Raw genomic sequence first — 19,907 nt, forward strand, 5'->3', positions numbered from 1 at the left:
AACAGCTGTTTGATCACTACCAATTTTATCCTAACGTATAGCCATGAAAAAGATATTTTTTACTTCAGTTATGCTTCTGCTTGGCGGGAGTGCAATCGCCCAGGGCTTTCTTAATAAGCTTAAACAAAAAGCTGAAAATATGGCCACTAAAACATTGGAGAATGTAATTGATGGCAAGAACAATACCGGTAAGAAGACATCTATTGAGTCCAATGCTTCTGGTGACGATAACGGACATCAGGAGAATGAGCCAGTTGGAAAAAAAACGGCATTAAGTGGCACAACTACTTACGATTTTATTCCAGGAAGTAAGGTCTTGTTAGCGGATGATTTCTCCCAGGACGCGCTGGGACAGTTTCCATTGAAATGGTATACCCGTAGTAAGGGAGAGGTTGTCACCCTCAACAATGCTAAAGGTAAATGGCTCCGGCTTTATCCCGGAGCTTTTGTCAGTCCCGTGGTCAATATTGGTGAGAACGCGACCATAGAGTTTGACCTGATCATGGATTGGCCTCTTGCTGGAGGCTATATGGTGCCTGCTTTTAATTTCGCTTTCTATGATCGGGGCAACAAAGGTGAGATAATGTCCTATGATTACCGCCTAAAAAATTGTCTCAAAGTAGGTATTGCCCCTTATCGTTCAGAAGCGGCAGTACAATTGACCTCCTATGAGAATGTCGCAAAAAAACTGGAAACAGATAAATATCGGGTAGCCAATTTTGACAGGAAAGTTGGAAATGTGATTCATGTAGCGATCAGTATCCAAAAAGAACGTATCCGTATCTGGCTGGATAAGGAGAAGGTCTTTGATCTCCCCAATGCCGTGCCGTTGAACAGCAACTTTAACCAGCTCAAGTTGGATATGGGCAGCTCCAATTATACCAACGATCAACTAGGGTTCTATGTATCCAACTTCAAAATTGCTGAAGGGAGTGGGGATAGGCGCTCCAAGCTATTGAGTGGAGGAAAGCTTGAAACCAGTGGTATTCTGTTTGCCACGAATTCCGCAGAAATAAAGTCTGATAGTGAGGGGACTATCGAGGAGGTGGCAACAGTACTTCGCGAGAATCCTGAGTTGAAGATTCGTATCATAGGTCATACGGATGCGGTGGGAAATGCCAGCGCGAATTTGACCCTATCTAAAAAACGTGCTGACGCTGTTCGTGATATCTTGATCAATGATTATCAGATAGAAATAGGCCAAATAGAAACAGATGGGAAAGGGGATACCGCACCTGTAGCTGATGAATCCAATGAGCAGAATAAAGCAAAAAATAGAAGGGTTGAATTTGTCAAAATTTAATAAGGACCGCTATTCGAAGGACACAATCATGTTTATAGCCAATCAATGCATCTAATTTTGCTACTGTTGAATATTAGAATTTTGAAAAAATGAAAGTACAACTTAATAGTTTATATATTTTTCTTACATGTGCCACACTCGGTGGAATACTATTTGGCACATCCTGTAAAAGAGACCCCATTAAGAACGAGGAAGAATCTGAGACAGAGATTGCGATCACACCTTTAGCGCGACCGATCGGGTCAGTCAAAGGGCAAGCTTCGAGTAAAACTATTGGGCCGGCCGGTGGTGTGCTGTCTTCAGCTGATGGAAAATTAAAGATCTCCATTCCTGCGGGTGCACTCATAGAGGAAAAGTTAATTTTAGTGCAGCCAATTGAACAGACGAATATTGCTGGTATCGGTTTATCTTATCGGTTGACACCACATAATGTCATATTCAAGAAGGCGGTCACCCTTACCTTCGACTGGAAGGCTATAACTGATCAGGTCGGACTGCCACAAACCCTTGGATTTGCCTATCAGCAAGGAGATCAGGTTTGGAAATATGTCGGTGCCAGTACAACGGATACGGTTCAGAAAACAATTAGCTATGAAACCACGCATTTCAGTGACTGGTCATTAATGAATAGACTCTCATTGGAACCCTATGAAGCTACTATCGAATCCGGACAGACCCAGTCTGTACGCGCACTTATTTATACCCAGACAAAATGGGATGATCTTTTGACACCCCTGACCGGCACTGGTCAGGGGACCGAACAAGGGTATCCTGTTGGAACACCCGCTGCCTTACCCAGCAAATTTATAGATTCCTGGGAGCTTGCGGGGCCGGGTAAAATCGTTAAAACAGATGCCAGTACTGTAACCTATCAGGCACCAGCAAGTGTTAACGGTAGTGCAACTGCCGTCATAAACCTCAAATTAAAGGCCCCGCGGGAAGGAACCTATCTACTACTGTCGAATATCCATATTTCAGGTAACGGCTGGATTGAGCTCAGTATTGCTGGTGGAGGACCTGTAAAGTTTCCTGCATCTTCGGCTGCGAAATCAGGAAACACATATTTGTTATCGAATCCTGAAAATGAAGGTGGAGGTTACTTTTTGTTGCGGTGGAACGGTGGTGTGGGCAGCTATAAGTATGAGATTTCTAATGGTGGCAATCATTTTCATTTTCAGACATCCAAAACAACCTACATGAGCAGATACGTAGATAAGATCGTAAAAGACCTTGTGCCCAGTGGCGGTCAGATTCAGATTACCAAAATAGATAAGGGCTGGGTGGAAGGGCTGTTTAATGTAACAAATGCCGGCTATGGCCCGATGTTATTGGATATAACCTCAGCAAGTGGACGGTTCAGAGCAAAGATTTATGATGCGGCTACACATGCGAAGTAATTTAATCCGTCTGTACCTGAAGCTGATCATCTTACAGGTAATATTGTTGTTTATGGCCTGTGGCCGGGATGATATCCTTCCGAGTCGGATAAACAACATTACATTTAGGAATGATACCCTCTCTTTGGTTGTGGGAAAATCTGAACGACTGTTTGTAGATCATACACCAGGGGATATAAAAGATTCTGATTACATATGGTCGACAGCAGATCCGAAAGTCGCAACTGTAGAAAATGGAATTGTCTACGGACATCGTGTTGGTGAAACAGAAGTAACTGTTTCAGTGCGAGGTCAAAACGTAAACGCGAAAGCCTTGATTCGGATTTTACCGGTTTCGCTGGCAGCATTAAAATTACAAGTAAGTAAGACCACCTTAGCGCCAGAAGAAGAAGTGGAGATAACGTATATAATCGAACCTACAGATTTATCGGATACAGATCCGCTGGAAATCGAATGGAATAGTTCTGATAATCAAGTGTGTACCGTTAATGGGGGCAAGCTCAAGGCAGTTGGCATTGGAACGGCGAAGGTGACAGCAGAGATCAAAGGGACAGCAATCAAAGGTGAACTAACAATTTATGTCCAACCAGTGCCTATAGGATCGATTGAACTTAGCCCTGCACAGGCAGAGTTACATGTTGGGAAGGAATTGTCGTTGCATGTGAAAGTGTTGCCTGTTAATGCCGATAATAAAACGTTGGTTTGGTCCTCCAGTAATCCACAGGTTGCTACGGTGACCGGTGGAGTAGTAAAAGGAGTAAAGGTGGGTACAACAACGATTAAAGTGGCTACTATGGATGGAGAAAAAAGTGCATTTTGTACAGTTACCGTAAAATCGGTTACGGTGGATCATATTATCTTATCTGCACATAGTTTGGTCATGGTTGCGGGACAACAGCGGCAGATTATAGCCACCGTTGTACCAGAGGAGGCAAAAGAGAGGAATATCACATGGGTCTCTTCAGATAATAGTATTGCAACAGTGGATGCTCATGGACAGGTTACAGGAAAGAAACCTGGTACAGCAATTATCAACGCAATATCGGTAGCTAATCCGCAAATTTATGCGAGCTGTAATCTTGCGGTTATGAATCCCGAAGATCAAGTTTTTACGGTGCTGAGTAACAGAGGGCGAGTAGCAGAAAATGGTTATATCAGTTCGGATGTCAACACCCTTTTCGAAAATGGATCAAGTGAACCCGTGCGTTTGATTTCTTTTGAAATTCTTTCTCAAGGCGGCGAACTCATTGTGAGTGATTATCAAACGAGAATAATAGCAACAGGCATGCAGCAACGGCATCAAGCGCAAGTTAAAAAAGTCTATCGTCCCTACGTTCGTTATATATTTGAACTAAAGGGTAAGCGCTATGAAAGACGCTTGGATATCTGATAAGAATTTGTTCATATGTTTATTTATGGCCCCAAGTCCCCAGAGGACGCAGGGCCTTTTTATTGTTCTGACCTTTCCACAGTTGCAATCTTCTTATCTCTGCGAAGGCAGTCTTCTTTAGATTCTCCGGTTTCGATCTTTCCCCCTGAACATTCCCATTTCAATGGCAGTTTCATCGCATCATTTACCTTGGTTTGGTTTACCCAAAGTTTTTTGCCCAAATGTGACTAAGCTTATCAAAGCAGCTCCTAGTAGTATGCCAATAGCGCCTATAGAGATTCGAAAATACAATATAGATTTATACTCCATCGCGTACCAACAGCAGCCCTTACAAAAATTGTATTGATAGAGCATGTAAACATCTTCATAAGTAATTAGTATATTGAAAAGAATCAATAATGCTCCAATTACCCGACAACTTTATCAAATCTTTACAGAATGCTGATTCGTTATCAAATACGTTTTTACTACTGTATATATTAACAAGATATCCGTCTGAACAAACCGATTCTAACGGACATTTTGAACAAAAAGAAAAGTGATTGTTTATATAAGTGAACCAGATCGTATTTTACCTGTAAACAAAGATCGAAAGTAGTAGTATACTACATGTAAAAATAATTTTTTCATAATAACCTATTCTTAAACTGATATGCCGACTAAGTTAACAACTCCAGTCCTAATACATTGTTATCGCTTTTATTCTTGAATAAGAAGATTTTTTTTAGCTTTGCTTTACATTCTGCCTAAATGCTTAATTATAAAAAATATAGCGACTATGATCTCCTGACTCTCTTCAATACCAATGATGAGCGCGTGTTAATAGAAATTTATGACCGATACTGGGATAAGATGTTGGCTGTTGCATTTAATCGCTTGGGCAATCTAGAGGAAGCTGAGGAATGTGTGCAGGATGTGCTTTGTAAACTTTGGAAACTTCGCTCAACTTTCAGTTTGCAAAATGAAAAACTATCCAGTTACCTAGCACGGGCAGTCCGCAACCAGACCTTCAACATCATCTATCAGAATAAGCAGAAACGCCAAAAACTAGCAGGATACAATCTACAAGAGAATGTCATCGATTCGATTTCGCCAGAGCGGAAACTTATCATTCAGGAACTCCAACAACAGATTGATAATGCCATCAAAAACCTGCCTCCACAGTGTCAGCTTGTTTTTGTTATGAACAAAAATGAAGGTCTCACAACAAAAGAGATTGCTGATAAGCTTAATTTGTCAGAAAATACGGTCAAATCACATCTTAAAAAAGCGAAAAAAGATCTAGGAAACAATACCGAATTTCTTACGATCATTGTTTTTTTCTCAATTTACTTTCGCTAATAAAAAAAATTGTTGGGCAGACTCACCCTATCCGTCTTTTTTACTGTCTATTTAGATAGGAAACACCCTTACTACCAATTTTTAATTCATGCATAACGATCTTAGATATATAGAAGATTTAATAGTCAAATTTCAGACTGGTATAATTTCTCCACAGGAATTGGCCGAGCTTACGAAATGGTACAACAGTCATTTGGACGAGGAAGTGACCATTGTTACTGATGAGCCTTTGCAAAAGGAACAGATCCGTGAGCGTATGCTCAACGGTCTGCTCGCCAAGATCAGGATCGCCCAGCCAGTAGATAAAAACAATGTATATTGGATGCAGCCGAAATTTTGGGCGGCTTCTGTAGCCGTGTTATTGATACTTTCATCATTGGCATGGTTTGGAATTAACAGGAATAAGCAAGTTAAATCTCCGAATTTTGCAGTGCAGTCCTCCTCAGATGCTATTTTGCCCGGTGGGCCTCGGGCAGTTCTCCTCTTAGAAGACGGGCGAAAGCTCATGCTAGATACTGCGCAAGATGGGATTGTTGTGGATGGTGCGATTCATTATGCAGACGGAAGAAGCTTAGCTAGTAATGTCGATCTGGATAAGATGAGCGATTTACAATTGTATGTTCCCAAGGGTGGGATTTATCACATAACCTTATCAGACGGTACACAGGTCTGGTTAAATTCCGAATCACGATTACGTTATCCCGCAAAGTTCGCATCTACTGAGAGAGAAGTGGAGCTAGATGGAGAAGCATTTTTTATGGTAAAAGGACAGTTCAGCACTAAAGGAAAGCGTATTCCTTTTTTCGTAAAGACGGAACAGCAGATCGTGGAGGTCCTCGGTACACAATTCAATGTAAACGGATACTCCACGCAGTCATTTGTGAAAACAACCTTGTTGGAAGGCAAAGTCAATATCCATGCAACTGACCAAAAAATTATTCTGAATCCGGGGCAACAGGCTAGCACCCGAGGTAATCTGACAAAAATAAAAACTGTGGATGCGCAGATGGAAATTGCCTGGAAGGAAGGCAAATTTAATTTCGACGGCAAATCCTTTGACGAGACAATGGCTGAAATAGGTCGTTGGTATGATTTAACGATTAAATATAATGGCAAGATACCAGACGTCGAATTGGTGGGGGATGCCTATCGTAATGAAAAAATTAACCTTGTACTCCGGTTGCTGGATGCCGCAAATGTTCGTTATCAACTGGATATCCGCAAGCGAGAGCTTATTATTTATTAAAAAACAAACTATTTACCTAAACAACGATCATGATGAAACAGACCTAATGACCATGAAGAGTGCCGTATAAAAGAAGGAAAGGACGGCCATCCTTTCCTTTGATTATCGGTTGCAACAAAGCCAAACTAAACAATTAGCAGATTTTGCACTAACCAAACCCACGTAAATTTAATGAATAAAAATTACTTATTAAAAGTGATGAGAATTACACTATTCTTACTATTGACTGGAATATGCGCTGTGAGTGCTAAAAGTTATTCACAACAAATTACCTTCAAAGGCCGTAATGTTTCCCTGGAGGCAGTGATTCAAGCCATTCGCCAGCAAACGGGCTACAGTATTTTCAGTACCAAGCATACCCTAAGCAGTACTGTGCCTCTTACGATAGACGTCAAAAATATGGAACTGGATCAGTTTCTCAGCCTAGTGACGCGCAATCAGCCTTTAACGTATCAGGTAGAAGATCGGACGATTTCTTTTTATAATTCAGAAAAAAACAGTTCGAAAATCCAGTCCGGTACAATTTCTACTCAACAGCAACGCATTACCGGAAAAGTCATCCATGCCGAGTCAGGTGAGCGCATTGAGAGTGTTACCGTACAGATAAAAGGAACAAATAGGGTAACTACCACCGATGCAAAAGGGCAATTTCAGTTGTTTGCTACAGGCATGCAACACGAAGAATTTGTCATACTGTTTCGTCACATCGGTATGAAACCTAAAGAAGTTGCTTACAGCGGTCAAAAGTTTATTGAAGTAAAACTTGAGCCCGCCGCTGCTACAGAAATCAAAGATGTCGTTGTTACAGGAATTTACCAGCGTGACAAAGAAAGTTTTACGGGCTCTTCATCCACTTATACAGCCAAAGAACTGAAGATGGTCGGCAATCAGAATGTTTTACAGAGTCTAAAGACCTTGGATCCCTCTTTCGCCATTGTGGATAATAACCAGTTTGGATCCGATCCGAATCGCTTACCCGATATCGAGATTAGGGGCAAAAGCAGTGTGATTGGCCTCACTGACGAATACAGTTCCAACCCCAATCAGCCACTTTTTATTTTAGACGGTTTCGAGAGTACCTTGGCCGTGATAGCAGATCTGAGTATGGACCGTGTCGAAAGCATCACTTTACTCAAGGATGCCGCCGCGTCGGCCATTTACGGCTCTAAAGCCGCCAATGGGGTGGTGGTGGTTGAAACAAAACGCCCTAAACCCGGACAGCTACGGATCAACTATACGCTCAATGGTAGCATTAGCTTTGCAGACCTCACCGACTATAACCTCATGAATGCTGAAGAAAAATTACAATTTGAGTTGTTGTCTGGCTTCTATGGTATGCTCGATGACAAAGGGCAGATTATATTAGGGGCTAATCCCGTCAGTGAAGCAAATTATTTAGAGCGCTTAAAAGAAGTGCGTCGCGGTGTCAATACCTATTGGGCAAACGAACCCTTGCGCACTGCGATCAACCAGCGGCATACACTTTTTGCAGAAGGTGGCGACCAAAGCTTACGGTATAGCGTTTCTGTTAACCATGGTATTACCAATGGCGTCATGAAAGCTTCAGACCGAAAGGCAACTAACGGCAATATTCGTCTCTTGTACCGAAAAGGAGATTTATCATTTACCAATTCATTGAGTATTGACCATGTAGTAGCGAATAAAGAAGTTTCTCCTTTTTCCACATTTTCGAGGGCCAATCCATATCACCGCAAATACGATGAAAATGGAAATATCAAAATGGTATTGGAAGACTTTAGTGCGACCCGCTCCGGTTATGATCCAATTTATAGCCCTTTTTACGATCTCAACAATTTGAATATAAATACACAGGGGTCTGAGGGCTTTACCAATAATTTTGAGATCGAGTGGCGCATGCTGCCAGAGTTGCGGGCAAGGGGGCGTTTTGGCCTGCGCAGTTTAAATTTACACGATGAAATATTCCGCTCGCCCTTTAATGTGGAGTTTGTGGGTACAGACCAGTTACAAAAAGGATCCTATCAGGAAAACAATGGTAAGAATGTGAATTATGACGGTGATTTTAGTCTCACCTATGGGAAGCTCTTCGCAGACAAACATATGCTCAATGCGGTACTGGGAGCACGTATGGAGCAGGCCACTACCAAACGTAGTAGTTATCAGGTCCGAGGGTTTATTGATGATGAGTTCTCAAACCCAAATTTCGCTTTAGGCTATCCCGAAGGACAGCGTGCAGACTACATGCAATCCAAGCGGCGTGGCGCCAGCTTCTTTATGAATATGGGCTATTCTTACGACAAACGCTACCTGTTGGATGCGACCATAAGATCTGACGGTTCTTCGGTATTTGGATCCGAACGTCAGTTTTCGACAATATGGTCTTTGGGTTTAGCCTGGAATGCACATAACGAAAGCTTTTTCAAACAGTTTCATTGGATTGATCAATTGCGTTTGAGAGCTACAATAGGTAATCCCGGCAATCAGAATTTTGACGATTATATTTCAATGCGTGTTTACCGTTATAATAATGACAACCGTAATCCCTTTGGGGCGAGTACAATTATCAGCAATATGGGCAATAGCGGACTCCGTTGGCAGACAACTTTGGACCGCAATTTAGGTCTGGATTTTACAACATTTAAAAACCGGCTTCGTCTCAATTTCGATTATTTCGTAAAGAGTACAGATCCCTTATTGGTGCTTGTGTCATTACCCACCTCTACAGGTGTAAATACCGTGGCTAAAAATATGGGCGCACAGGTTACCCATGGTTTTACGATAGCTGGTGATTATACTTTGCTTCGAAGAGAGCAATTCAACTGGCGTGTCAATCTAAATATGCGACAGCTAAAAGCAGAATATCAAAATATTGGTAATCAGCTGAGCAATTTTAACGAGGCCAATAAAAGCCGTAATCTCATCCGCTATTATGACGGAGGCAGCCCATCCGACCTTTGGGCCGTGCGTTCTTTGGGCATCGATCCCGCGACCGGACGGGAGATCTTCCTGAATAAAAATGACCAACAGACTTTCGTACACGATTATAGAGATGAAGTTGTTGTGGGAAATAGTGATCCCGACCTCGAAGGAATATTAGGTACCAGCTTCTACTATAAGGGGGTTTCGGCTTCGGTTAACTTGCGCTACAGATGGGGGGGACAATCATTTATGCAGACACTTTTTGAAAAGGTAGAAAATATTTCGGCAAGGGATGTCGCACTTAATCAGGATAAACGGGCATTGTACGACCGCTGGAAGCAACCGGGAGATGAGGCAAAATTCAAAGCGATTTCCAATACAGACCAGACACCCATTTCATCGCGGTTTGTCGCGGATAACAATATGCTCGTCGGTGAGGCATTTTCGCTTGGCTACGAGACTACTACAGCCGGCTGGTTAAGATCCATCCGCGCCTCTTCGGTAACTTTTAGGGCTTATATGAATGATATCTTTCATCTTTCGACTATAACAAATGAACGCGGAATAGATTATCCCTTTGCACGGTCAGTCTCATTTTCGGCTGGAATTCGGTTTTAATAATTAAAGATCTAAAAAATGAAAATACTAAAGTACATTATCTTGATTTCATGTCTCACCCTTGTAGCAAGCTCCTGCAGTAAATGGATTGATGTCAAGCCTGCCGACAGGCTGGGAGAGGAACAGCTGTTTGTCAATCGGGCCGGCTTTATGAAAGCGATCAACGGCATCTACGTCGAAATGGCCAGTACGGATCTTTACGGACAGCATATGAGTACGGGAATTATAGATGTCCTGGCGCAACATTACTACATCAATGGTTCCACACATGTATTTGACAAATATAACAACTTTGTATATACAGAAGCGAGTGTCAAATCTGGCTTCGAGCAGATTTGGAAAAAAGCCTATGAGCTTATAGCCAATTGCAACGTCATTCTGGACAAATGTGGGAATGCTCCGAGTGAGATCCTTCCGCAGCCCTATTATGGAATCATCAAAGGCGAGACACTGGCCTTGCGGGCGATGATCCACCTCGATATGCTCCGGTTGTTTGGGCCGATCTATTCCGAAGACAATAAGGACAAGCCAGCATTACCCTATATCGACAAAATCAGTTATGACATCTCACCATTACTTGGATCCGAAGAATTTACCGAGCATGTTGTTGCAGATCTTGAAGCAGCTCTTTTATTGTTGCAAGACATTGACCCGATACGGACAGAAGGTGTGCGTAATCAAGGTAGCCCGACAGGGGAGAATGATCTTTATTATCGGCAGTATAGGCTCAATTACTATGCTGTAAAAGCATTATTGGCAAGAACATACCTTTGGAAGGGCAATCGGACTGCAGCATTAAAATATGCCGAAGAGCTTTTGACCGAAGTACAATCGGCTGATAAGATGACTTTCCCCTTTGTCACCTTTGCAAGTGCTGTAAGTGTTGACAAGCCAGACCGGATGTTTTCGACCGAAGTGATATTCTCCTTATACAATATTAACAGAAAGGAGATGTACAATAGATTATTTGATGTCAGCCTGCAATCAAATAACAAACTTTCTTTTTCCAACGGCGATGTCAACGATACACGCATAAGGGCCATTTATGATGACAACAATGATTTCCGTCGTCGGATTTGGCAAAGTGCTTCCAATGGGACGACCACCGCGACGACCAATATGAAATATGCTGATGTGATCGATGGGCCCGGGCGCTATATGATCCCGCTTATCAGACTGTCCGAGGTATTACTGATTGCGGCAGAATGCTCCCCCGAACTGGCCAAGGCGACTGCCTATTTCAATAGCCTGCGCACCGCGCGCAACTGTGTCTCGCTTGTACCCGTCGATCAGACAGCACTGAAAACCGAAATCACCAAAGAATTCAGACGTGAAATGTTGGGTGAAGGACAGCAGTTTTTTTATTATAAAAGGAATGCCATGCAGGCTTTACCTAATTCGTCCACACTCAATATCAGTCCGGAGAAGACCATGGTGCTTACGAATTACACTGTTCCGCTACCGGACAGTGAAACCTCCCAACGTTATTAATTAGTATACAATTATGAAAAGAACAACTTTTTATATCATGTTTTTTCAGCTGTTTGTACTATTTACGGCCTGCAAAAAAGAAATCATGTCCTATGAAGGTAAGGAAGGCGTCTATTTCGCGATGCGTCATGGTACAAATGAGTATCTTCCGGATCTATGGCCCTATCAGCCCTTTACCGATATAGACTTTGTACGCATGAGTACCGATGAAATTGATTTTCCGGTTAAGGTCATGATCACAGGTCCTAGCAAAACTTATGACCGGATTTATCGGGTGGAGGTCAATCCAGACTCCACTACCGCGATTTTGGGACAGCATTACGAGGCTTTGAAGGACCAATATATTCTGCCTGCCGGTGCTGTTTCGGCGCAAGTCAATGTGCGGCTTAAGCGCACGGCCGATCTCGAAGAAAAACCCGTAACCCTGGGCTTAAAACTTGTAGCCACCAAAGACTTTGCGCTTTCCTTTCCCGAATGGCATTCTATCCCTTCATTAAATTCAGGTACTGTGGTGCCACAATTTGATGCTACCCTGCATTCTTTGCATATCAATGATGTGATGGTGCAGCCCGCTGTCTGGTCCGGTTCATTGCAGCCCGGAAATAGGGAGTCAGGATTGTTTGGCGTTTTCTCCAGACGTAAAATGGAGTTTTTAGCGGAATATTTAGGACTCAAATATGAAGACTTTGGCGCCGCGGAGACTATGCCAATGGCTAGGATGATGCTTATCGCCAGCGATGCGACAAAGGTGCTGGTTAAACGCTATAATGAAGGCAAACCTGTCCTCGAAGATGATGGCCGGTTGATGTGGATGGGCACTGTACCCTGGACCTCATATCTGGGCGTTCCGTGGGTTCCGGGCGGATAAGATAAAATCAAAAGAAGAGCGAAATCAGTAGGAATAAACAAGTTATATTGAAATGAAAACCTATCAATTAATCATGGGCGCAGTCTTACTATTTATCCTAGGAGCCTGCAGCAAAGACCTTGGTAATTACGATTACCAGGAAATAAACGAATTGACAATCAAAGATATAAAAGAAGAATATACTTTACGGACGGGACTTGATACCTTAAGTATAAACCCTAACATTACCGCTTCTATGGACGGCAATGATCTCACCCGTTATACTTATAATTGGATTCTCAGAATTGACAATAAAGTTTTTGATACCCTCAGCAGAGCAAAAGATATCAATTATCCAGTTCGTTTAGCTCCAGGAGAATATGCTATTTTTTACCGGGTGCTTGACAAAATGACCGGTGTCTCCTGGGCAAGCAATGTCAAGCTCAAGGTCGTATCGCCTTATTCCAGAGGACTTTTAATCATGGGGGAGGATCCTGAAGGCTATGCTGAGGCAGAAATGCTATCCATGCAGAGCGATACCATTCATGTCAGGCACATGCTATCCGGATCGGGTTTACCTCGTCTTCGAGGACCATTGGGGATGGTACATACCGGCGGCTCGAGTGCATATGTTAGATTATGGGCGATGACCCGTGAAGGGTCGTACTTTTTAGACCGAGCATCCATGACTGCTACCTTAGACAATCATCTGGGACGTTACGTGTTTATGTCAGATATTATCGATCCCAAAACGCTAAATCCCGTCGTTATTGCACCGCAGATACGCACAGCAACCGGTGATATCGGTAGTACCCTTTATCGTGCCTTGGTAACCCAGCGCGGCGATATTTTTGCAAACGTACCCCTGTTCATGGCCGGTGACTTTTACAACAATCCTGTGAATAGGGTAACGGCGGCCCCGGACGAACTGATTCCCGCTGCGCCCTATTTACTATACCCTATCAATGGCATGAACAATGTCATGTGGTATGACACCCGTTATCAGCGTTTCCTGAATTATACCGGTATCGGATTGTCTACGACCTCAATGGTACTTGCGGATAAAGATGGCGAAGCATTCCCCTGGAATCAGCCCGCGGGCCGTACATTGGTGTATGCCGAAAATACCCGGAACACTGATGGAGGCTCCAATAATGGTAATTCATTTGCCTTGATGAAAGACAAAGATAATACTTACCATATCTACAAGTTTTATGCAAATGGAACGAATCCGGCAAAACGGGATGCTTATACCGTCAAATCCATTGCTACGGATTTTGATAAAGCAGAAGGATATGCCTTTTCATCAAATCGCAGTATCATATGCTACTTTGTGGGCAGCAGGCTATATGCTTATGATTATAATCCCGGTTTTGAAAAGATTTATACTTTTCCCGAACTGGGAACAGATGCGATTACCATGATCAAGTTTGATACCCAGATCGACCATTTGACCAATAGTCTCTATATCGCCAGCTATAAGGATCAAAAGGGCATTCTTCGTCGATTTAAAGTGGGCAATAATCCAAATATCGTTGAATTGCAGTTGCAGGACAACAGCACTTGGACGGATCTCATCAAAGTACAATCGATTAACTGGCGTGCAGTCAATTAAAAACTATTTATATATCAAGAAAAATGAAAATAAGAAAAATCATTACAACAGTTGCCCTGCTATTAGGAACCTATTCCGCATTCTCACAAAGCAGTCAGTTTATGGTTAAAGGAAAAATAGGGAAAGTCAACAATGGAAAGTATGTTAAACTATATTATCAACGCGACACGACAAAAGTCGTCGATAGTGTGCTTGTAACAGGTGGTGCCTTTGTCCTACGGGGCCAATTGACCGATCCCACCCTAGGTCATTTATCCATGGACAATATCGAATCCGGTGACCGTATCGATCTTTTTCTTGCGCAGGGGACCGTCCATGTCGAAACAAAAGATTCGTTGAGTTATGCGCGAATATATGGAACAGCATTAACTGAAGCACACGAAAAGCTGGCCCAGAAATTAAGACCTGCCGACCGAAAAGTGATAGACGGATTTGTGCGTTTTAAAAATATGCCTGAGGGCGAGGAAAAAAAAGCTTATATTACCGAGCTTCTCGCGGGCTTGGACCAATACACACGGTTTAAGCGGGAAACAATTCATCAGTTTGTTGAAGAAAATCCTGGATCCTATGTTTCCTTATACCATTTGGATCGAGTAGCAGGTGGAAATGTTAATTATGAGACAACCTATCCTTATTACGACAAACTTAGCCCCGGAGTGAAAAATAGTGCTTTGGGCAAGCAACTTGGCGACCGTCTGTCGGCGGCCAAAGGAGTCCTGACAGGGCAGCTTTATAAAGATTTTGTATCTACCACACCAGACGGCCAGGAGCTGAGTCTGAAAGAGGTGATCGTTAAAAACAAGTATACATTGCTTGACTTTTGGGCCAGCTGGTGTGGGCCTTGTCGAAAAGAAAATCCGCATGTTGTGGATACCTATGAGGCATTTAAAAAGCAAGGATTTACAGTGCTGAGTGTTTCGCTCGACGATGACAAGACTCGATGGACGGAGGCGATCAGCAAGGATGGGATGCCCTGGTACCATGTTTCCAGCCTCAAAGGTTGGAAAGAGCCTGCTGCAGCACTCTATGGTGTTCGGGCTATTCCCCAAAACGTGCTGATTGACAGCCAGGGGAAGATTGTAGCAACAAACCTACGGGGTGAAACACTTTTCAATAAAGTACAAAGTCTTTTGAAATAACATTTCAATAGCCAATTTCCGGCTTATATCCATTTGACAGAAAATTAAGTAAAAAAGCTTCCTTTTGGTTAAACAGAAGGAAGCTTTTTACAGATATCATCATTTTAAACGACTGGATATGTGATAACAATTATTATTGTCAATTACCTGCGTACCAAGACCAGATTTCAGCGCAAAAATCCCATCGATATCCTATTCTCCCTGGAATATGGTCGGGTAGTAGCTAGCTAAGCTCGTAAAAATTAATGTGGGTATTTAAAGATATAGCATTTCAATCACTTTAATTACTTCGTCAATGGATTTAACAGGACTTTTCTTAATATACAAATGAACTTCTGAGTCATATCATTAAAGAATTTTTATGTGTAGTCGTAAGTGTGTAATCAATTTTGATTACATTTGCGTTATGGAAAAAAGTATGGAACGTTTTAAAGGAATTCATCCAGGGCTTATCTTAGAAAGAGAGCTTAAGAGGCGTGCGATTAAGCCAAGTCCATTTGCCCGCTCTATAGATACACAAAGACAAATATTCAATGCAATCATAAAAGGTCAACGCGGCATTCCAGTACCTTTATCATTGAAAGTTGACCAGGCATTAGGATTTGAAGAAGGGACTTTTGCGTTGTTACAAACTTTTTATGAGATAAAAAATGCTAAAACAAACATTGGAAATATAAACAAGCCAGATTTGACTATTTTGCGAAAAGTTCTTTTTTGGGACACTGATGTCCATAAAATAGATTGGGAAAAACAAGCTAAAGCCGTAATTCATCGTACTTTCGAAAGGGGAAATCAAGAAGAGAAAAATGAGATACTAAGGTTTTATGGCAAGGAGCAAGTTCAGCAGGCCTTATCTGAACCAACAACAGCTCCAATGTTGTTGCATAAACATTAGCGCAAATAATTATGCTATATTATAATACTGTTAATGACCTATTAAGAGATACACTATTAACCCTAATGAAAGCGGATGTTTTTTCAACTTTTCGATTGGTTGGGGGAACCGCTTTAAGCTTGCATTTAGGCCATAGGGAATCTGTCGATATTGATCTTTTCTCGGATGTTCCATATGGTAGCTTAGACTTTGAGTCAATTGACAATTACTTGAAAGATACTTTTTCGTACGTCGATCACTTGTCCAATATTGCTCCCGCTATGGGAAGGTCTTATACGATTGGAAATGATAAAAACAACAGCGTTAAATTGGACGTTTTCTATACAGACCCGTTCATTCAAGAATTCATCGAAGAAGATAATATTCGTTTAGCCTCAATCGAAGAAATTATTGCCATGAAGATCGATGTGATTCAGCGAGGAGGACGTAAAAAAGATTTTTGGGATTTACACGAGTTATTAGATAAGTATTCGATTTCACAAATGGTTGCATTACATGAAGAGCGATATCCGTTTTCTCACGATGAGAAAACGATCTTGATGAACTTAATCAATTTTGAAAACGCTGATAATGACTTCGATCCTGTGTGTTTAAAAGGTAAATATTGGGAATTTATTAAAGCTGATTTTGAGGAAGTAATAGGTAAGATTTAGTTGTGGGATTCAGATTGATTGCAAAACTTACCGAGGGATCCTGTCCCGGTTGGTCTAGTCTTGTGACTAAAGATGGACCCTTGGCGCAGAAGATTTAATGTCTTCACGAAACTAATTGGACGCAGATAAAACAAATATGCAAACACATAGACGAATAATAATGAAATACTTTCTAAGTCTTATCCTTTTGGCAGCATCGATTTTTACTAAAGCCCAAATAAAGCTTGATCAAAAAGACCTCCATAATTTAATAGCTATTGCTGAGCTCTATTCCTATAATACAGATGCAAGAGGAGATCAATTTGCCAAATCAATTGACTCATTACGGACACCTAAGCTGAATCATATTGTTGATGCTTTAATTGCGGTTGGCAAAGGTGACCATACAATTTTGGAGACACAATTTCTTGCAAGGCCAAACGAAGAAGAGTTGGTATTATGGTATGTCATTCGTGAAATTCACTACAATAGGACAAACGAAAAAGTCAAGGCAAGACCAGTTGTAGCGGTAGCAAATGAAGTTCTTTCCAAGCAGATTGATAGTCGATGGTTGCTTGATAACTACTACTATCGTATCCATGGTGGTATAGCCTCATTGTTTAACGAAGCTGATTTGAGCAAGTACAATTTCAATATGGACAGTTTAGGATTTAAGGACGACACTGAAAAGGCAATCTTCTTTTTGAATATGATGGATGCTTTGGTTGGAGGACGCTTCAAAGTTCTACAGATGATGAAGAACAATAAAAAGATACTTGAGTTTTGCGGCAAACTTCCAACGTTTAATGGCAAGGAATATTTCTATTTAAAAACTTTGACTACGCAGATTTTGATTGGATTGGATTCGATAAAACAGTCGCCTATAATGAATGGCACATTGGTAGTTTTTACAGTACATTGATTGCACAATTCAGTGCATCTGCTGAATTAAAGGATAAGAAAAGGATGCAAGAAATTTATTTCAATTCTATTTTACACGAGCCAAAATATTTTAAATTCACAGAATCAAAAGATGAGTTACAAGCATTCTATGACAAATCCAAATAAATTACTATTCTGGCAAGCAATCCACTGTGAAAACTGTTTGAGTGGTGAAGTAGCCTAACATAATGGAAAAAGAGAAGTTGTTGATTCTGCAGCTTTTCTTCTGTTGAATGCTTAGCAATTGCTTTTTCAATGTGAGATACGGATAATGAGAAAATTTAACAAATAACTGTTGCGACTTTTAAATGGGATATTTTATATGAAAAATTCTATATTAGTAAAACAAATCAGCTGCAGTAACCCCCATTCGATACATTTGCAGATAAATTCACCTACGCTTTTTGTTCCAGTCTTCCGAAATAGATTTTTTCGATGTGTCCTTACGGTATCTGGCGAGATAAAAAGCTTTTCAGCAATCTGCGGGCTTGAGTTCCCTTTGGCAACCAGGGATACGATTTCCATCTCGCGCTTGGAAAGTTTAGGTATATCAAATTGTGGAAGCTGTTTAGATAAGTCGATCTGACAATAATCATCACGCGAACCTATACCGGTAACGAGCACAATTTTATTGTTGCTTTGGGTGATGTGTTGTACGTCGGTATGGATATTCAATGCGGAAGTCAAACGCCCTAAATCATCTTTGGCCAAATGTATAGCTTGATGATGAAACAAGTGATAATCACCCTTGGCAACACGCATGCGAAAGCAATAGGACGTTTTCAAAAATAGTTGATGTTCAAATCCAATTTCCTTCATTTTGACTAATGTAGCTTCCTCAGCTTTCAGGACAAACTCCAGATCCTCCGGATGTATTTGGTCTATGATCTCCCTTATTGTCGTTGGTTGAGTAGCCAATCCATGGATACTTGTGATACTTTCTGAAACTTGGGAAAGCGAATAGTCAGCTATATTGATTACATAATGGTAATATGGACCAACTGCCAAAATATCCGATAGGTGATTCACAATACCATATGATTTTTCGGATTGAAAATTATTTGACAATGCATCAGGATAACTTTCCCAAAGGTCGGCAAGGAGGTGATGATGTTTCTTAGGTTCCATAGGCGCTCGGTCCGTAGTCAATAACGTGGCTTAATAAATAGGCTATTTATCCTTACTAAAATATAAAAAAAATTTAATATACCCCAATTGGGGTATATACCTGTCCAAAGCTTTGCTGTATTTTAGTATTCGATTTGATAAATAGAATTAATGAAAACTGAACGCTTTAATGATCAGAACAAGAGGTTGACCGACTTTCGGACAGAAGTATTGGTTGTCTGTCCAGCTTGTCGAAAACAAGCTGTAGCGAGCGTGGAGTATGAGAATGAAAAATCTCGTTTGCTATGCCCGTCATGCGGCTATAATAAAGAAAGAACTACAGAGGCACGCTTGTTCGGTATACGAGGTCCTGTAGAGATGGCAGCAAATCTTTATTTTGATGCTGAACTGTGGCTGGTACATCCGTTTAAGGGGGATGTTGTTTGGGCCCATAATTATGCGCATCTCGATTATTTAGAAAGTTATATTTCGGCCACCTTGAGGGAACATAAAGACCGGAGCCATTTTACCTTGCTCGAAAAGTTGCCCAGATTTTACCATGATGCCAAAAATCGAGCTGCATTGTTGAAATTGATCAATAAGATGCGGAAACGTCCACTTTAGCATTGGGTCTATGAAACGATTGTATGTAATTTTGTTTTTATTATTATTTGGATGGGTACATTTCGCTTCAGCCCAAACGACTCAGCCAAAAGATAGTCTCCTGTTGGCAAAGACCTATCTGCTCGATATTCAGAGATCCTTATCTAAGAAACAGGCAATACAACAAAAAATCGTTATGCTTGATAGCTTAATTAACAAAGGAAAAGCGTTGGACAAGGTCTTTCACCGCAGTCAATTATCCCACCTATCACGTTCATTTCAATTTATATTGCAGTCTTTGGTACTATACAAATCTGATCTTAAAACTGCTACGGATAGCCCTATGGAAAGGCAGTATCTCGATGAGAACATACCATCGCTGATCAAACAGATCAATAATTTTCGTACTTCTAAGCGATAGGCACTCAGTTCGATACCTATAC

The 19,907-nt window shown here is 41.4% G+C and carries 17 protein-coding genes; 15 read left to right on the forward strand and 2 right to left on the reverse strand.

The window, feature by feature from the left end; genetic code table 11:
* Window positions 1-43: 43 nt before the first annotated feature.
* The 3 genes from D7322_RS23210 to D7322_RS23220 all read left to right on the forward strand — a co-directional run bounded on the left by D7322_RS23210 (window position 44) and on the right by D7322_RS23220 (window position 4,090).
* On the forward strand, window positions 44-1,303 hold the full coding sequence (locus tag D7322_RS23210; protein WP_121126582.1) for an OmpA family protein: 1,260 nt from the start codon (window positions 44-46) through the stop codon (window positions 1,301-1,303).
* An 89-nt stretch (window positions 1,304-1,392) separates the two neighbouring features.
* Window positions 1,393-2,700 carry a hypothetical protein gene (locus D7322_RS23215; protein WP_121126583.1) on the forward strand — a complete coding sequence of 436 codons (1,308 nt, stop codon included), beginning with the start codon at window positions 1,393-1,395 and terminating at the stop codon, window positions 2,698-2,700.
* The gene (locus tag D7322_RS23220; RefSeq protein ID WP_183078818.1) at window positions 2,690-4,090 is read left to right on the forward strand and encodes an Ig-like domain-containing protein; all 1,401 of its coding nucleotides are present in this window, start codon (window positions 2,690-2,692) and stop codon (window positions 4,088-4,090) included. The genes D7322_RS23215 and D7322_RS23220 overlap by 11 nt, the downstream gene beginning before the upstream one ends.
* A gap of 59 nt (window positions 4,091-4,149) precedes the next feature.
* Here the strand turns inward: D7322_RS23220 and D7322_RS23225 are convergent, their stop codons facing one another.
* Window positions 4,150-4,311 carry an NUDIX hydrolase gene (locus D7322_RS23225; RefSeq protein WP_183078819.1) on the reverse strand — a complete coding sequence of 54 codons (162 nt, stop codon included), beginning with the start codon at window positions 4,309-4,311 and terminating at the stop codon, window positions 4,150-4,152.
* 529 nt (window positions 4,312-4,840) lie between these two features.
* Here D7322_RS23225 and D7322_RS23230 point away from each other — a divergent pair.
* From D7322_RS23230 to D7322_RS23275, 10 genes are all read left to right on the forward strand, one after another.
* Window positions 4,841-5,431 (forward strand): RNA polymerase sigma factor, encoded by a 591-nt coding sequence (locus D7322_RS23230; protein ID WP_121126585.1) that lies wholly within the window; start codon window positions 4,841-4,843, stop codon window positions 5,429-5,431.
* 88 nt (window positions 5,432-5,519) lie between these two features.
* Window positions 5,520-6,677, forward strand: a complete 1,158-nt coding sequence (locus D7322_RS23235) for a FecR family protein (RefSeq protein ID WP_121126586.1) — start codon at window positions 5,520-5,522, stop codon at window positions 6,675-6,677.
* A gap of 198 nt (window positions 6,678-6,875) precedes the next feature.
* On the forward strand, window positions 6,876-10,193 hold the full coding sequence (locus D7322_RS23240; protein ID WP_121126680.1) for a SusC/RagA family TonB-linked outer membrane protein: 3,318 nt from the start codon (window positions 6,876-6,878) through the stop codon (window positions 10,191-10,193).
* An 18-nt stretch (window positions 10,194-10,211) separates the two neighbouring features.
* Window positions 10,212-11,684 carry a RagB/SusD family nutrient uptake outer membrane protein gene (locus D7322_RS23245; protein WP_121126587.1) on the forward strand — a complete coding sequence of 491 codons (1,473 nt, stop codon included), beginning with the start codon at window positions 10,212-10,214 and terminating at the stop codon, window positions 11,682-11,684.
* A 13-nt stretch (window positions 11,685-11,697) separates the two neighbouring features.
* A complete protein-coding gene (locus D7322_RS23250; protein ID WP_121126588.1) occupies window positions 11,698-12,552 on the forward strand; it encodes a DUF4843 domain-containing protein in 855 nt (284 codons plus the stop codon).
* A gap of 52 nt (window positions 12,553-12,604) precedes the next feature.
* A complete protein-coding gene (locus D7322_RS23255) occupies window positions 12,605-14,146 on the forward strand; it encodes a PKD-like family lipoprotein (RefSeq protein WP_121126589.1) in 1,542 nt (513 codons plus the stop codon).
* A gap of 23 nt (window positions 14,147-14,169) precedes the next feature.
* Complete coding sequence (locus D7322_RS23260) at window positions 14,170-15,285, forward strand: TlpA disulfide reductase family protein (RefSeq protein WP_121126590.1); 1,116 nt, start codon at window positions 14,170-14,172, stop codon at window positions 15,283-15,285.
* A 406-nt stretch (window positions 15,286-15,691) separates the two neighbouring features.
* Window positions 15,692-16,180 (forward strand): helix-turn-helix transcriptional regulator, encoded by a 489-nt coding sequence (locus tag D7322_RS23265; protein ID WP_121126591.1) that lies wholly within the window; start codon window positions 15,692-15,694, stop codon window positions 16,178-16,180.
* A 65-nt stretch (window positions 16,181-16,245) separates the two neighbouring features.
* Window positions 16,246-16,833 carry a nucleotidyl transferase AbiEii/AbiGii toxin family protein gene (locus D7322_RS23270; protein ID WP_241254766.1) on the forward strand — a complete coding sequence of 196 codons (588 nt, stop codon included), beginning with the start codon at window positions 16,246-16,248 and terminating at the stop codon, window positions 16,831-16,833.
* Window positions 16,834-16,993: 160 nt separating this feature from the next.
* On the forward strand, window positions 16,994-17,734 hold the full coding sequence (locus D7322_RS23275) for a hypothetical protein (protein WP_183078820.1): 741 nt from the start codon (window positions 16,994-16,996) through the stop codon (window positions 17,732-17,734).
* A gap of 338 nt (window positions 17,735-18,072) precedes the next feature.
* On the opposite strand, the gene D7322_RS23280 is transcribed toward D7322_RS23275, so the two are convergent.
* Entirely contained in the window at window positions 18,073-18,882 is an 810-nt protein-coding gene (locus D7322_RS23280; protein WP_121126594.1) for a LuxR C-terminal-related transcriptional regulator, read from the reverse strand.
* 150 nt (window positions 18,883-19,032) lie between these two features.
* On the opposite strand from D7322_RS23280, the gene D7322_RS23285 reads away from it, so the two are divergent.
* Together D7322_RS23285 and D7322_RS23290 are read left to right on the forward strand one after the other, a co-directional pair.
* Window positions 19,033-19,485, forward strand: coding sequence for a hypothetical protein (locus tag D7322_RS23285; RefSeq protein ID WP_121126595.1), 453 nt, complete (start codon window positions 19,033-19,035; stop codon window positions 19,483-19,485).
* A gap of 10 nt (window positions 19,486-19,495) precedes the next feature.
* Complete coding sequence (locus D7322_RS23290; protein WP_121126596.1) at window positions 19,496-19,885, forward strand: hypothetical protein; 390 nt, start codon at window positions 19,496-19,498, stop codon at window positions 19,883-19,885.
* Window positions 19,886-19,907: the final 22 nt, after the last annotated feature.

This window comes from Sphingobacterium puteale (genome assembly GCF_003627955.1).
GTDB lineage: Bacteria > Bacteroidota > Bacteroidia > Sphingobacteriales > Sphingobacteriaceae > Sphingobacterium > Sphingobacterium puteale.